At 66.5% G+C, this 15,424-nt stretch carries 11 protein-coding genes; 9 read left to right on the plus strand and 2 right to left on the minus strand.

The window, feature by feature from the left end; genetic code table 11:
• Positions 1-17 precede the first annotated feature (17 nt).
• The 4 genes from AB431_RS12915 to AB431_RS12930 all read left to right on the plus strand — a co-directional run bounded on the left by AB431_RS12915 (position 18) and on the right by AB431_RS12930 (position 5,477).
• A complete protein-coding gene (locus AB431_RS12915; RefSeq protein ID WP_047333378.1) occupies positions 18-509 on the plus strand; it encodes a helix-turn-helix domain-containing protein in 492 nt (163 codons plus the stop codon).
• A gap of 25 nt (positions 510-534) precedes the next feature.
• Positions 535-1,866, plus strand: a complete 1,332-nt coding sequence (locus AB431_RS12920; protein ID WP_047330250.1) for a hypothetical protein — start codon at positions 535-537, stop codon at positions 1,864-1,866.
• Between the two features lie 291 nt (positions 1,867-2,157).
• Positions 2,158-2,586 carry an MmpS family transport accessory protein gene (locus tag AB431_RS12925; protein ID WP_047333379.1) on the plus strand — a complete coding sequence of 143 codons (429 nt, stop codon included), beginning with the start codon at positions 2,158-2,160 and terminating at the stop codon, positions 2,584-2,586.
• Positions 2,583-5,477, plus strand: coding sequence for an RND family transporter (locus AB431_RS12930; RefSeq protein WP_047330251.1), 2,895 nt, complete (start codon positions 2,583-2,585; stop codon positions 5,475-5,477). Before AB431_RS12925 ends, AB431_RS12930 begins: the two co-directional genes overlap by 4 nt.
• On the opposite strand, the gene AB431_RS12935 is transcribed toward AB431_RS12930, so the two are convergent.
• A complete protein-coding gene (locus AB431_RS12935; protein WP_047330252.1) occupies positions 5,474-5,794 on the minus strand; it encodes a hypothetical protein in 321 nt (106 codons plus the stop codon). The genes AB431_RS12930 and AB431_RS12935 overlap by 4 nt on opposite strands.
• A gap of 41 nt (positions 5,795-5,835) precedes the next feature.
• On the opposite strand from AB431_RS12935, the gene AB431_RS12940 reads away from it, so the two are divergent.
• On the plus strand, positions 5,836-6,756 hold the full coding sequence (locus AB431_RS12940) for a DUF389 domain-containing protein (RefSeq protein ID WP_047330253.1): 921 nt from the start codon (positions 5,836-5,838) through the stop codon (positions 6,754-6,756).
• Between the two features lie 153 nt (positions 6,757-6,909).
• On the opposite strand, the gene AB431_RS30810 is transcribed toward AB431_RS12940, so the two are convergent.
• Positions 6,910-7,230 (minus strand): hypothetical protein, encoded by a 321-nt coding sequence (locus tag AB431_RS30810; protein WP_158423538.1) that lies wholly within the window; start codon positions 7,228-7,230, stop codon positions 6,910-6,912.
• Positions 7,231-7,332: 102 nt separating this feature from the next.
• Between AB431_RS30810 and AB431_RS12950 the strand changes: the two genes are divergently transcribed.
• From AB431_RS12950 to AB431_RS12965, 4 genes are all read left to right on the plus strand, one after another.
• The gene (locus AB431_RS12950; RefSeq protein ID WP_047330254.1) at positions 7,333-10,671 is read left to right on the plus strand and encodes a DUF2126 domain-containing protein; all 3,339 of its coding nucleotides are present in this window, start codon (positions 7,333-7,335) and stop codon (positions 10,669-10,671) included.
• 76 nt (positions 10,672-10,747) lie between these two features.
• Positions 10,748-13,429: a circularly permuted type 2 ATP-grasp protein gene (locus AB431_RS12955; RefSeq protein ID WP_047330255.1), complete on the plus strand. Its 2,682-nt coding sequence runs from the start codon at positions 10,748-10,750 to the stop codon at positions 13,427-13,429.
• The gene (locus AB431_RS12960; RefSeq protein ID WP_047330256.1) at positions 13,426-14,358 is read left to right on the plus strand and encodes a transglutaminase family protein; all 933 of its coding nucleotides are present in this window, start codon (positions 13,426-13,428) and stop codon (positions 14,356-14,358) included. Before AB431_RS12955 ends, AB431_RS12960 begins: the two co-directional genes overlap by 4 nt.
• Positions 14,351-15,424: a putative zinc-binding metallopeptidase gene (locus AB431_RS12965; RefSeq protein WP_047330257.1), complete on the plus strand. Its 1,074-nt coding sequence runs from the start codon at positions 14,351-14,353 to the stop codon at positions 15,422-15,424. Before AB431_RS12960 ends, AB431_RS12965 begins: the two co-directional genes overlap by 8 nt.

Here is a 15,424-nt window from a genome sequence, read left to right on the forward strand (position 1 = left end):
GAAATGGAGTGACTTACGTGACAGTGCTGCAGGGCCCCCTGGTCGATCGCGACGCCTGGTCGGCGGTCGGCAAATGCCCGATCGAGAAGACCATGGCCGTCATCGGGACCAAGTCGGCGATGCTGATCCTGCGGGAGGCCTACTACGGCACCACCCGGTTCGACGACTTCGCTCGGCGGGTGGGCATCACCAAGGCCGCCACCTCGGCGCGGCTCACCGAACTGGTCGACGCCGGCCTGCTGACCAGGCGCCCCTATCGCGAGCCAGGGCAGCGGGTGCGCGACGAATACGTGCTCACCGACGCCGGCACCGAGCTCATGCCCGTGGTCTGGGCGATGTTCGAGTGGGGTCGGCGTCACCTGACCGACGACAGCCGGCTGCGGTTGACCCACCTGGACTGTGGCGCTGACGCGACCGTCGAAATCCGCTGTGCGCAAGGGCATCTCGTTGCTCCGGATGCGCTCGGTGTCGAGCTCAAGAGAAAAGCTGCCGCGCCTACTTCGAAGTAGCACCGCCCCCGCCTAACATGGCGATGTGGACTCCACGCTGGCCTACATCGATCAGGGATCCTTCCTCGGACTGCGGGCGCTCGGTCGTGGACCGCTGGCTCAATACTCCTGGGTCTACGAGCATCCGGTGGACCTCGAGGCGCTGCGGCGTTTCCACCGGAATCTCGGTCACGGCCTGCTCGGGCGTCGGATCGAGAGGTCGCCCCTGCCGTTCGGGCGTGACCACTGGGTGACGTGGCGGGGTCCCGCCGACCTGGACGTCGCTGCCACACCCCGCCCGCGTGCCGACGTGATCGATTGGCTCGACGAGCAGATTCGCGTGCCGATCGACCCGGAATCCGGTCCGCCGTGGCGACTTGCGATGCAGCCGCTGATCGAGGGCGGTGCGGCGATCACCCTGATCGGTTCCCATTCGGTCTGCGACGGTCTGGGGCTGACACTGGCGGTCCAGCAGGCCGCCAGCGGCGAGACGTGGGAGCTGGGGTACCCCGAGCCGAACGCGCGCACCCGCGGTCAGGCGCTCCGCGAAGACACCGTCGAGATCCTGCGTGCCGTTCCCGATTTCGCCAAGGCGGTCGTCGCCGCGGTGCGGCTGGCCAAGAACAACAGCGCCGAGATGACCTCCTCGGCCGGGCGGTCGGCGCCACGGGTGGCCAAGCCCGACTCGGCTGAGCTGGTCAGCGTGCCGTCGACAGCCGTTTCCATCGACGAGGAATGCTGGCAGAGCCGCATGGAGAGTCTTGGTGGAACGAGTAATTCGTTGTTCGCGGCGATCGCCGCCAAGATCGGGAAGACCTTCGGCCGGGTAGACGAGAACGGCATGGTCCGACTGCAGTTCCCGGTCAGTGAACGCACTCCAGGGGATACCCGGGCCAACGCGCTGAGTGGGATGACGGTGATAGTCGACCCCACCGATGTCACGACCAGCGTTCGCGGTGTGCGCGCCGAATTGAAGAAAACCCTGTCTGCGTTGTCCGAGACGAGCTTCGAACTGCTCGGCCCGGTGGCACTCGCGCCGCTGATCCCGCTGGGTCTGGCCCGCCGGCTCGAGGGGATGGCGTTGGGTGCGGGCGCCCCGGTCGGCTGCTCCAACCTCGGCAAGCTCGATGCGATGGTGAATCGGCCCGACGGCACCGACGCCGAATTCATCATCCTGCGTCAGGTCGAATCCAGGATCACCGCCGACATCCTCGACCGGCTCGGCGGCACGTTGTTTCTGGCGTCCGGCCAGGTAAACGGAAAGGTCTCGATCACCGTATCGGCGTGGCGGCCCGGCGGGCCGAACACCAGAGAACAGCTGAGGGCCTCGGTCCGGCAGGTGCTCGACGAATTCGGCCTCACCGCGACCATCGAGTGAAACCGGCGGTGTGACGCCTGCGGAAAGTTTCGTGACCCATGAGGATGATCACACGGGTTATGCTGACCAGATCCGTTAGTCCTACTATGTAGCGGTGCTAAATGCAGCCGCGGTGAATCGACAGGCTGAACCGCAAGGCCAGAAGGGGGTCCGGTCGTGACGCTGGAAAGCCAGACCTACACCTCCGCGGGCGCGTCAGCAGGCGACGACGCCCAGGCCGGCCCCGAGCAGCAGGAGAACCAGCCAGGCGGCCGGCGCGCCAAGCGCGGCACGACCCGGCGTGGCGGCCCGATGAAGTTGCTGCGGAAGGTGTGGCTGCCGATCGTGATCATCCTGGTGGTCCTGATCGCGGCGTTCGGCGTCTATCGCCTGCACGGTGTGTTCGGCAAGACCGAGACCACTCGGCCCGGCAGCGGCCTGGCCAACGACACCAAGCCGTTCAACCCCAAGACCGTCGTCTACGAGATCTACGGCCCGCCGGGAACCGTTGCGACCATCAACTACCTCGATTTGGACGCCCAGCCGCAGATAGCTCGGGACGTCACCCTTCCGTGGTCTCTGACCTTGACGACCACCGCGCCGGCAGCCTCGGCCAACATCGTCGCCCAGGGCGACAGCGACACCATCGGCTGCCGGATCACGGTCAACGGTGAACTCAAGGACGAGAAGACCAACACCGGGGTGAACGCCCAGACCTTCTGCCTGGTCAAGTCCGCATGATTCTCCTCAACAAGGACGAGAAGCCGCAGGCCGAACCGGGGAAGCGGCCGCACATCGCGCAGTGGGTCCGCTGGCTGTCGGTCCCGATCATCCTGGGCTGGCTGGCGCTCACCGTCATCACCAACATCGTGGTGCCGCAGGTCGAGGTGGTCGGCCAAGAGCAGTCGGTGCCGATGTCGGCGATGGATGCGCCGTCGTCGGTCGCAATGAGCACGATCGGTTCGACGTTCCAGGAGTTCAAGTCGAACACCTCGGTGATGATCGTGCTGGAAAGCGATCAGCCGCTGGGTGATTCGGCACACCAGTACTACAACGAGATCGTCAAGAAGCTCGAGGCCGACAAGAAGCACGTCGAGCACATCCAGGACTTCTGGAGCGACCCGCTGACCGCGGCAGGCTCGCAGAGCGCCGACGGCAAGTCCGCCTACGTGCAGGCCTATCTGGCCGGCAACATGGGTGAGGGCCTGGCCAACGAGTCGGTCGAGACCGTCAAGAAGATCGTCGAGAGCGTCCCCGCGCCAGCCGGTATCAAGGCCTACGTCACCGGTTCGGCAGCCCTGATCAACGACACCCACATCGCCGGTGACCGAAGCCTGAAGATCATCACCGGCCTGACGTTCGGCGTCATCACCGTGATGCTGTTGTTCGTCTACCGCTCGCTGGTCACCGTGCTGCTGGCGCTGTTCATGGTGTTCCTCGAACTGGCGGCGGCCCGTGGTGTGGTGGCCTTCCTCGGCTATCACCACCTGATCGGGCTGTCGACGTTCGCGGTCAACCTGCTCGTCATGGTCGCGATCGCGGCCGGCACCGACTATGTGATCTTCCTGTTCGGCCGTTATCAGGAAGCCCGGAGCAAGGGCGCCGACAAAGAGTCGGCCTATTACGAGATGTATCACGGCACCGGGCACGTCATCGTCGGGTCCGGTCTGACCATCGCGGGTGCGCTGTTCTGCCTGCACTTCACCCGCAGCCCGATGTTCAGTTCGATGGGCATCCCGCTGTTCGTCGGCATGCTGGTGGTCGTCGCCGCCGCGATGACGCTGGGGCCCGCTGTGGTCACCGCCGCCAGCCGCTTCACGCTGCTGGAGCCCAAACGGGCATCCCGCGAACGTTTTTGGCGCCGTATCGGCACCGCGGTGGTGCGCTGGCCGGGACCGATCCTGGTCGCGACGACGTTCGTCTGCCTGATCGGCCTACTGGCGCTGCCGGGCTACCACACCGACTACAACGACCGGCATTACCTGCCGCCGGACATCCCCGCCAGCGAAGGGTTCGCCGCCGCCGAGCGGCACTTCCCGGAGGCTCGGTTGAGCCCCGAGCTGCTGATGCTCCAGAGCGACCACGACCTGCGCAACTCCGCGGACTTCCTGGTCATCGATCGGGTGGCCAAGGCAATCTTCCACACCCCGGGGATCGGCCGCGTGCAGACCATCACCCGGCCGCTGGGCACCCCGATCGAGCACAGCTCGATCCCGTTCCTGCTCGGTATGCAGGGCACCACGCAGACCCTGAACCAGTCCTACATGCAGGACCGGATGAAGGACATGCTGAAGATGGGCGACGACATGAACGTCTCCATCGCCACGATGACGCAGATGTACGACCTGCTCGGGCAACTCAACGCCGTCACGCACAGCATGGTCGGCAAGATGGACCTGACGCTGGCCGACATCCAGACTCTGCGTAACCACATCGCCGACTTCGACGACTTCTTCCGGCCGATCCGCAACTACTTCTACTGGGAGCCGCACTGCTACGACATCCCTTTGTGCTGGTCGATCCGCTCGGTGTTCGACACGCTCGACGGCATCGACACGATGACCGACGACTTCCAGAACCTGGTGCCTGATCTGCACAAGCTGGACCTGTTGACGGCCCAGATGCGCACGCTGATGCCGCCGATGATCGACACCATGCGCTCGATGCGGACCATGCAGTTGACCATGCAGAGCACGCAGTCCGGTCAGCAGGACCAGATCGCGGCCATGCAGGAAAACCAGAGCGCCATGGGCAAGGCCTTCGACGAGGCCAAGAACGACGACTCGTTCTACCTGCCGCCAGAGGCGTTCGACAATCCGGACTTCAAGCGCGGCATGAAGATGTTCTTGTCGCCGGACGGAAAAGCGGTGCGGTTCATCATCTCTCACGAGGGTGATCCGATGTCGCCGGAAGGCCTCACCCACGTCGACCCGATCAAGAACGCGGCGTTCGAGGCCATCAAGGGCACCCCGCTGGAGGGCTCGAAGATCTTCCTCGCCGGCACCGCGGCCAGCTATAAGGACATGCAGGACAGCGCCGACTACGACATCCTGATCGCCGGTGTCGCCGCCCTGTGCCTGATCTTCATCATCATGCTGATCATCACGCGGGCCGTGGTGGCCTCGGCGGTGATCGTCGGCACCGTTGTGCTGTCACTGGGCACGTCGTTCGGGCTGTCGGTGCTGATCTGGCAGGACCTGATCGGCCGTCCATTGCACTGGATGGTGCTGATCATGGCGGTGATCATCCTGCTGGCGGTCGGTTCGGACTACAACCTGCTGCTGGTGGCCCGCCTCAAGGAAGAGATCCCGGCCGGACTCAAGACCGGCATCATCCGGGCCATGGGTGGCAGCGGTTCGGTGGTCACCTCGGCCGGGCTGGTGTTCGCGGTGACGATGGCGGCGATGGCGTTCAGTGAGCTGACGATCCTGGCTCAGGTCGGCACCACCATCGGTATGGGTCTGCTGGTCGACACGCTGGTGATCCGCTCGTTCATGACACCGTCGATCGCCGCGCTGATGGGCCGGTGGTTCTGGTGGCCGCAGCGGGTGCGTCCGCGTCCGGTGCCGAGCCCGTGGCCGTCGCCCAGGACCGAGAACACCGAGCCGATCCGGGTCGAATCCCAGTCCTAGCGAAGCGTTTTCATGTCGTCCATGGCATTTCGCGCGCCGTCGATGCAGCCGCGTTTGTAGCTGGGGCTCTTGTTCGCGGCCTGGCCGGCGCAGTAGGTGGCGATCGACTCTTCATGAGCTTTGTAGCCGCCCGCATCGACCCAGCGCTGACCATCGGTGTAGCCGTTCCAGAATCCGGCGTCCTTGCGGTCCGTGGTCAGCATGAAGATCCCGCCGATGAGCACGAACACCGCGACCACCAGGAGGCCCTTGACCCAGCGCTTGCGGAGCCAGGGCTGCAACGGGGCGGGTATCCAGCGCGGTTTCGGCCGATCCACAACGACGATTCTCGCACCCCTGGCGAAGTAGTCTCGCGGTTGTGCTGCATCTGCGAGTGATCGCGCCGGACGACCTCCGGGACAAGGTGGTCGGGGTTCTCCGGCGGCAGGTGGGCGTGACACACCTCGTGGTGCACGAGGGCGCCGCGCTGGATCCGCCCGGCGACGAGATTTCCGCCGACATCGCGCGGGAGAGCGCCAACGACGTCATCGACGGACTGAAGGCGCTGGACTTGCACCGCCGCGGAGCGATCACCCTCGACCTGGTCGACACCGTGGTGTCCAACGCGGCCTACCGGGCGGAGAAACAGGCCGACGGTGACCCCGGTGACGCGATCGTGTGGGAGGAGCTGTCCGCCCGCACCCGTGAGGAGTCGACGCTCAACATCACCTTCTTGATGTTCCTCTGCCTGGCATGCATGATCGCCGCGGTCGGCGTGGTGACAGATTCCCCCGTGACGGTGGTCGGCGCCATGGTCGTCGGCCCGGAGTTCGGTCCGCTGGCGGCGTTGGCGGTGGCGCTGGTCAGGCGCCGGCTCGACCTGGCCCGGCGTGCGTCGATCGCGTTGCTGGTGGGGTTTCCGGTCGCGATGGCCGCCACCGCCGCGTTCGTACTCGGTGGCGAGGCGCTGGGCTGGATCAAGCTGGGCAGCACCCGTCAGCTCACCGACGTCGACTTCATCTTCCAGGTCGGCCCGCTGTCGTTCGTCGTCGCGCTGCTGGCCGGTGCGGCGGGCATGCTGTCGCTGGTGTCGGCCAAGTCCGCGGCTCTGGTCGGGGTGTTCATCTCGGTGACCACCGTGCCCGCCGCGGGCTTCGCCGTCGTTGCCGCATCGGTCGGGGAGTGGGACGTCGCGATCGAGTCCGCAGCGCAGCTCGTGGTCAACCTCCTGGGCATCACCGTGGCCGGGGTAGTGGTGCTGGCGGTGCGGCGCCGACACGGGTCCCGAGCTCCCGGCTGATGCCGGAGATCCAGTGACGACCGACTAGTGTCTAGGCCCTGTGGAGGGGGTGACCAATATCGAGAAGTTGAAGGCCCGCATATCACTTCGCGGGATCGTGATGACGCTGATGACCATCGTGGTCGCCGGTCTGGCGATCGCGACGCTGAAGTATCAGCCAAGCCCTCCCGACGTCGGGGCCCCCTCGCCAGCCCCACCGAGAACGACGGCTCCGGTGATCATTCCCTTGCCTCCTCCTTTGCCGAGTCCCACTCCGACGGTTCCCACTCCGACGGTTCCCACCACCACATCGACGCCGACGGTGGAACCCACGACGACCACGCAGCCGCCGGTGACGCGGCAGACATTCATCCCCACGCAGGAACCCGTCGTCACCGACCAGCCCACCGCGGTGGACACACCGACCTCCAGCGCTCCTCCGACAACGTCCAGCGCACCGCCCACATCCACCGTGCCGCCGGTCCCGCGCACCACGAATCCCACCCTCCTTCCCAACGGCGGACGGCGGTTCGGAACGGTGCAGTAGTCACCGGGTGCACTGCGCTCCGGTATGTCTTGTGGTGGGATTAGCGGCCTATGGGCATCAAAGTGGCGCTGGAGCATCGAACCAGCTACACCTTCGACCGGTTGGTGGAGGTGCACCCGCATATCGTCCGGCTGCGCCCGGCGCCACACTCGCGCACGCCCATCGAGGCTTACTCGCTGGAGGTCGAGCCGGCCGACCACTTCGTCAACTGGCAGCAGGACGCGTTCGGCAACTTTCTGGCCCGGCTCGTGTTTCCCACCAGGACACGGCAACTCACGATCAAGGTCGGATTGATCGCCGATCTCAAAGTGATCAACCCGTTCGACTTCTTCATCGAGGACTACGCCGAGACCTTCCCGTTCACCTATCCCAAGGCGCTCAGAGACGACCTCGAGCCGTACCTGCGGCCGGTCGACGAAGGTGATGAGGGGTCGGGGCCGGGGGAGTTGGTGGGTTCCTGGGTGCGGGATTTTGTCGTCAGTCCCGGCACCCGGACCATCGATTTCCTGGTGGCGCTCAACCGGGCGGTCAACGGCGACGTCGGGTACAGCGTGCGGATGGAGGCCGGGGTGCAGACCCCGGACGTCACCTTGCAGAGCGGGATCGGCTCCTGTCGCGACTCCGCGTGGCTGCTGGTGTCGATACTGCGTGAACTGGGATTGGCGGCCCGGTTCGTCTCGGGCTACCTGGTCCAGCTGTCGTCCGATGTCGAGGCGCTCGACGGTCCGTCCGGCCCGGCCGCCGATTTCACCGACCTGCACGCCTGGACCGAGGTGTACGTGCCCGGCGCCGGATGGATCGGGCTGGATCCCACCTCGGGTCTGTTCGCCGGAGAAGGCCACATTCCGCTGGCCGCCACTCCCCACCCCGCCTCGGCCGCGGCGATCACCGGTACCACCGGGATCGCCGAAACCACTCTGGATTTCGCGAACATCGTCACCCGCGTCCATGAGGATCCGCGCGTCACTCTGCCGTACACCGACGCCGCCTGGGCTGCGGTCAACGAGCTCGGCGCCCGTATCGATCAGCGGCTGGCCGATGCCGATGTGCGGCTGACCGTCGGTGGTGAGCCGACGTTCGTCTCCATCGACAACCAGGTCGACGAGGAGTGGATCACCGCCGCCGACGGCCCACACAAACGCCAATGCGCCTCGGTGTTGGCCGCACGACTCAAGGCGGTGTGGGCCCCGGGCGGTCTGGTGCAGCGCAGCCAGGGCAAGTGGTATCCCGGAGAACCGTTGCCGCGCTGGCAGATCGGCATTCACTGGCGCCGCGACGGCCAGCCGTTGTGGAGTGACGCCGGACTGTTGGCCGACCCGTGGGGCGCCGAGTCTACCGACGCGAATATCGATGTCGCGCAACATATCCTGCTGGAAGTAGCCGACGGTCTCGGATTGCCGGCCACCCAGGTGCGGCCGCTGTTCGAAGACCCGTTGAGCCGGCTGTCCCGCGCGGTGCGCCTGCCCGCCGGCCACCCGGTAGAGCCCGACGACGATTTGGCGGCCGACACCGCTGCCGCGCGGGCGGCGCTGCTGGCCCGCCTGGAGGAACCGGTGACCGAACCGGCCGCCTACCTTCTGCCGTTGCACCGCCGCGAGGACGACGGCGGCTGGGCGAGTGCGGATTGGCGGTTGCGCCGCGGCCGCGTGGTGCTGCTGGAGGGTGACTCGCCGGCCGGCCTGCGGCTGCCGCTGGACTCGATCAGCTGGCGGCCGCCGCGCCCGTCGGCCCCCGCCGATCCGACGGCAGGTGGCCGCGCGTTGCCCCTCGATCCGGAAACCGGCGACGCTGCCGTGGAGGAGTCGGACACCGCGCCCACCACCGCGATGGTCGCCGAGGTTCGGGACGGCTTCCTGTACATCTTCATCCCGCCCACTGAGGAGCTGGAACACTTCGTCGACCTGATCACGCGGGTGGAGGCGGCCGCTGCCAAGGCCGGCTGCGCGGTGGTGATCGAGGGCTACGGGCCGCCGCCCGACGCGCGGCTGCAATCCATGTCGATCACGCCGGACCCCGGGGTCATCGAGGTGAACGTCGCCCCTGCCGCCAGTTTCGCCGAGCAACGGGATCAGCTGAAGACCCTCTACGACGAGGCGCGGCAGGCCCGGTTGTCGACCGAGTCGTTCGACGTCGACGGAACGCACGGCGGCACCGGCGGTGGCAACCACATCACCCTGGGCGGGATCACCCCCGCCGATTCGCCGCTGCTTCGCAGGCCCGATCTGCTGGTATCGCTGCTGACGTACTGGCAGCGTCACCCGGCGCTGTCATATCTGTTCGCCGGCCGTTTCATCGGCACCACCTCGCAGGCTCCGCGGGTCGACGAGGGTCGCTCCGAAGCGCTCTACGAACTGGAGATCGCCTTCGCCGAAATCGCTCGTCTCACGTCGGAGGAGACCACGGCCGAACCTGATCGCTCAACGAGCGTCGCTCCGTGGATTGCCGACCGTGCGCTGCGCCACCTGCTCACCGACATCACCGGCAATACCCACCGCGCCGAGTTCTGCATCGACAAGCTCTACAGTCCCGACAGCGCCCGCGGTCGCCTCGGTCTGCTCGAGTTGCGTGGTTTCGAGATGCCCCCGCACTTCCAGATGGCGATGGTCCAGTCGCTGCTGGTGCGCGCGCTGGTGGCCTGGTTCTGGGACGAGCCCCTTCGGGCACCGCTGATCCGGCACGGGCTCAACCTACATGGCCGATACTTGTTGCCGCACTTCATCATTCACGACATTGCCGACGTGTGCGCCGATCTGCGCGCGCACCACGTCAACTTCGACACCAGCTGGCTGGACCCGTTCACCGAGTTCCGGTTCCCACGAGTGGGTACGGCGGTGTTCGACCAGGTGGAGATCGAGTTGCGAAGTGCCATCGAACCGTGGAACACCCTGGGTGAGGAATCCACCGGCACCGGCACCGCGCGCTACGTCGACTCCTCGGTGGAGCGCATTCAGGTCCGCACCATCGGTGCGGACCGGCAGCGCCACGTCCTGACCTGCAATGGCTACCCGATCCCGATGCTGGCGACCGAGAACCCCGACGTCCTGGTCGGCGGTGTGCGTTACCGGGCGTGGCAGCCACCGAGCGCGATGCACCCCACGATCACCGTCGATGGCCCGCTGCGCTTCGAGCTGGTCGACTTGGCTACCGGGACCTCCCGTGGGGGGTGCACCTACCACGTCTCCCATCCCGGCGGCCGGGCCTATGACACCCCGCCGGTCAACGCGGTCGAGGCCGAATCGCGGCGCAGCAGACGGTTCGAGGCCACCGGCTTCACCCCGGGCAAGGTCGACGTCGCCGATATCCGGGAGAAGGTGGCCCGGCAAGCCACGGACGTCGGTGCGCCCGGAATTCTTGACCTGCGACGGGCCCGTACGGTGCTGCAGAACTGATCGCCACCGCCGACCCGAATATGCTCGGGGCGGCTCCGGTGTTTTGCCGAAGCTCTTCAGAATCAGGAGGTGGGCCTTGTCGCTGTCCGCCGCCGGTTCTGGACTGAGCCGGCCCAGCCCCGACCCGGACCGTCTGCTCGCCGGGTATCGCGCCGCCCGAGCCCAGGACGCCCTGTTCGACCTCCAGGGCGGCGGGGCAGGAGCGTTCGGGGGCACCGGATACGACGAGTTCGTCGATGCCACCGGCACCATCCGTCCGTCGTGGCAGGAACTTGCCGATCTCATCGGGGAGCGTGGCCGCGCGGGATTGGAGCGGTTGCGCGGCGTGGTGCGCGGGCTGGTCGACAACGACGGCATCACCTACATCGAGATCGACGAAGACCGGATCGAAGGGCAGGAGCGCGGCGGCGCGGGAAAGATCCCGGACGAGGACATCGCGACACCGGGCACCTGGCATCTCGACGGGATACCGCTGGTGGTTTCCGCGGCCGACTGGGAGACGCTGGAAGCCGGTGTGCTGCAACGCTCCCGGCTCCTCGATGCCGTCCTGACCGACCTGTATGGCGAGCGGCGCGCGATCACCACCGGGATCCTGCCGCCACAGCTCCTGTTCGGGCATCCCGGCTACATCCGGGCCGCCCGCGGCATCGAGAACCCCGGCCGGCACCAGCTGTTCATGCTCGGCTGCGATGTGAGCCGGGCCGCCGACGGCCGATTCGTGGTCAACGCCGACTGGGCGCAGGCGCCGTCGGGGGCCGGGTACGCGCTGGCGGACCGTCGGGTGGTCGCCCACGCCGTGCCCGACGTCTACGAGCGCATCGGTCCACGCCCGGCCTCGCCGTTCGCCCAGGCGCTGCGCCTGGCGCTCATCGAGGCCGCGCCCGAGGCCGCCGAAGATCCGGTGGTAGTGGTCCTCAGTCCCGGCATTCACTCCGAGACCGCTTTCGACCAGGCCTATCTGGCGTCGGTGCTCGGCTTTCCGTTGGTGGAGAGCGCTGACCTGGTGGTGCGGGACGGCAAGCTGTTGATGCGGTCGCTGGGCACGCTGAAGCGGGTCGACGTGGTGCTGCGCCGGGTCGACGCCGACTACGCCGACCCACTGGATCTGCGCCCCGACTCCCGGCTCGGTGTGGTCGGCCTGGTCGAGGTGCAGCGACGCGGCGCGGTGACTGTGGTCAACACGCTCGGTGCCGGGATCTTGGAAAGCCCCGGGCTGCAACGTTTTTTGCCTCAGCTTGCGGATCGGCTGCTGGGGGAGAAGCCGTTGCTGGACACCCCGCAGCTGTACTGGGGCGGTTTCGAACGGGAGCGATCGCACCTGTTGGCGCGACTGAACAACCTCTTGATCAAGTCGACGGTCGGCGGCGACGCGATTGTGGGTCCGGCCCTGTCTGCGGCGCAGCGCGAGGAGCTGGCCGCGCGCATTCAGGATCAGCCCTGGCAATGGGTGGGACAGGAATTGCCGCAGTTCTCCTCTGCACCGACCGATCACTATCCCGGCGGATTGTCCGCGGCCAGTGTCGGTATGCGGTTGTTCACGGTGTCGCAGCGCGGCGGGTATACCCCGATGATCGGCGGCCTTGGTTATGTCCTGGCGCCGGGCAACTCCGCCTATGCCCTGAAAACGATTGCGGCCAAGGATGTCTGGATTCGCCCGCCGACGCGTGCCACCGCCGATACCTTGACCGTGCCCTCGGTGGAGTTGCCGAGCGGCACCCGGTCGATCAGCTCGCCGCGCGTGCTGTCCGACCTGTTCTGGATGGGCCGCTACGGCGAACGGGCCGAAAACCTGGCCCGGCTGCTGATCGTCACGCGGGAGCGCTACCACGAATATCGCTACCGACAGGACATGGAGGGCAGCGAATGCGTGCCCGTCCTGCTGCGGGCGCTCGGTTCGGTGACCGGGATCGAGACCGAGGCCGCCGGAACCTACGCCGAGGCGGTGTCCGCCGCTCAGCGCACACTGTGGTCGTTGACCGTCGATCGGCAGCGCCCCGGTTCACTGGCCCATTCCGTGGAACGGCTCGGACTGGCCGCGCGCTCGGTGCGCGACCAGATGTCCAACGACACGTGGATGGTGCTCGGCGGTGTGGAGCGGGCACTGGCCGAGATGGCCGGCTCGGCACGCGGGGCACGGATAGACGACACCCAGCTGGCCGCCGCCCAGCAGCAGACTCTGGCCGGGATGCTGGCGCTGTCCGGCGTGGCCGCTGAGTCGATGGTGCGTGACGCCGGATGGACGATGATGGACATCGGCAAGCGCATCGAGCGTGGGCTGGGACTGTCGGCGTTGCTGCGTGCCACGCTGACCAGCGTGCGCAGCCCGGCCGCTGAGCAGACCATCACCGAATCCGCTCTGGTGGTGTGTGAGTCGTCGGTGATCTACCGCAGACGCAACCTGGGCAAGGTCAGTGTCGCTGCGGTGGCCGACCTGGTGCTGTTCGACGGTGAGAATCCCAGATCGCTGGCGTACCAACTGGAACGGCTGCGGTCGAATCTGCGCGTACTGCCCGGGGCCTCGGGCTCGTCGCGTCCGGAGCGGCTGGTAGACGAGATCAGCACCCGGCTACGCCGGCTGGATCCCGCCGAGCTCGAGCATATCGACGACAAGGGCCGCCGAAACGAGCTCGACGGGCTGCTCAGTGGAATGCACAGCGCGCTGCGGGACCTCTCCGACGTGATCAGCCAGACCCAGCTCTCGCTGCCCGGTGGGATGCAGCCGCTGTGGGGGCCCGATCAGCTGCGGGTGATGCCATGACCACGCCGGTGGGCAGGAGCGAAGCGACCCGGGAATCGAGGACGTACAAGATCACGCATCGCACCGAGTACGGCTACTCCGATGTGGTCACCAGTTCCTACGGCCGCGGGCACCTGACCCCCCGCGATACCGTCGGACAACGATGCCTCGCATACGAACTCGAGATCGACCCGATCCCGGCTGACCGGTCCACCAGCCTGGATGTCTACGGCAACATCAGCTCGTACTTCCACGTCACCGAACACCACCAGGCGCTGACCGTGACCAGTCGCTCGGTCGTCGAGGTCGATCCGCCGCCGGCCGAGCGTTACGAGGCGGCCTGGGCATTGTCACCCTGGGAAGCCGTCCGACCGGTCGGCCACAACGGAGCACTGGCCTCCGAATTCAGCCTCGACCTGCGCCCGCCCGAGATCACCGAGGCGGTACGCGCCTACGCCGCACCAAGTTTCGAGCCGGGTCGCCCACTGGTCGAGGTCCTTCGCGACCTCAACTCCCGGATCTTCTCCGACTTCACCTACAAGTCGGGTTCCACAACGGTGTCCACTCAGGTGAGCCAGGTTTTGCTGGCGCGAGAAGGGGTATGTCAGGACTTCGCCCGGCTGGCGATCGCCTGCCTGCGTGCCAACGGTCTGGCGGCGAGTTACGTGTCGGGATACCTTGCCACCGACCCGCCACCGGGAAAGGAACGGATGCATGGCGCGGACGCCACTCACGCCTGGGCTGCGGTGTGGACCCCGCAAAACGATTGGCTCGGCCTTGATCCCACCAATGACCAACTGGTCGACGAACGCTATATCACCGTCGGCTGGGGTCGGGACTATGCCGACATTCCACCCTTGCGCGGGATCATCTACACCGATTCCGACCACAGCGTGATCGACGTCTCAGTGGACGTCGCACCGTACGACGGAGGTTTGTTGCGTGCGTGATTTCATCTGTCCGAACTGCGGGCAGCACCTGGCATTCGAGAATTCGGTGTGCCTCTCGTGCGGAAGCTCGGTCGGATTCTCGTTGAACGACATGGCGTTTCTGGTGATCGCCTCCGGCGAGGAGAGCGAGCACGGTGGGGCGGTCGACGCCGCCGAGTTTCAGCTGTGCGCCAATCTCCATCTGGCCGAATGCAACTGGATCGTCCACGTGGAGCCGATCCGCCAGCTGTGCGCGTCGTGCAGGCTGACCCGGACGCGGCCCAACGACGCCGACACCCCGGCACTGGCCGCCTTCGCTCTGGCTGAGCGCGCGAAACGGCGGCTCATCGCCGAACTGTACGAACTCAAGCTGCCGATCGTCGGCCGCGACGAAGACCCCGAGTACGGTCTGGCCTTCGACCTGTTGTCCAGTGCCAACGAGAAGGTGTTCACCGGGCACGACAATGGGTTGATCACACTGGATCTCGCGGAGGGCGATGACGTCCATCGCGAGCAGTTGCGGACCTCGATGGACGAGCCGTACCGCACCCTGCTGGGTCACTTCCGCCATGAGGTCGGTCACTACTACTTCTATCGACTGGTCGGAACCTCACCGGAGTACCTCGAACGATTCAACGAGCTGTTCGGCGATCCGGACGCCGACTACCAGGCCGCACTGGACCGGCATTACAGCCAGGGCGCGCCACCCGGGTGGGAGGAAACCTATGTGTCCTCCTACGCCACCATGCATCCGGCCGAGGACTGGGCCGAGACATTCGCGCACTACCTGCACATCCGCGACACGCTGGACACCGCCGCGGCGTTCGGCATTGCCCCCGCCAATGCGACCTATGAACGAAGAGTGTTGGGGCCCAGTGGTTTCGACAACATCCTCGAGATGTGGTTGCCGCTGGCCTGGTCGCTGAACATGGTCAACCGGTCGATGGGCAAAGACGATCTCTACCCGTTCGTGCTACCGGTGCCGGTCCTGGAGAAGATGCGTTTCATCCATACCGTGATCGACGACGTGACATCCTCGCCGACCAAGTTGGACGCGGCTGTCAGCGGTCAGCAGCAGCAGAGCTGA

The sequence above is a fragment of the Mycobacterium sp. EPa45 genome (assembly GCF_001021385.1).
Classification (GTDB): domain Bacteria; phylum Actinomycetota; class Actinomycetes; order Mycobacteriales; family Mycobacteriaceae; genus Mycobacterium.

Coding starts and splice junctions, on each gene's coding strand:
- AB431_RS12960 (WP_047330256.1), top strand. CDS start 13,426: ATGACCACGCCGGTGGGCAGGAGCGAAGCGACCCGGGAATCGAGGACG.
- AB431_RS12930 (WP_047330251.1), top strand. CDS start 2,583: ATGATTCTCCTCAACAAGGACGAGAAGCCGCAGGCCGAACCGGGGAAG.
- AB431_RS12925 (WP_047333379.1), top strand. CDS start 2,158: ATGAAGTTGCTGCGGAAGGTGTGGCTGCCGATCGTGATCATCCTGGTG.
- AB431_RS12950 (WP_047330254.1), top strand. CDS start 7,333: ATGGGCATCAAAGTGGCGCTGGAGCATCGAACCAGCTACACCTTCGAC.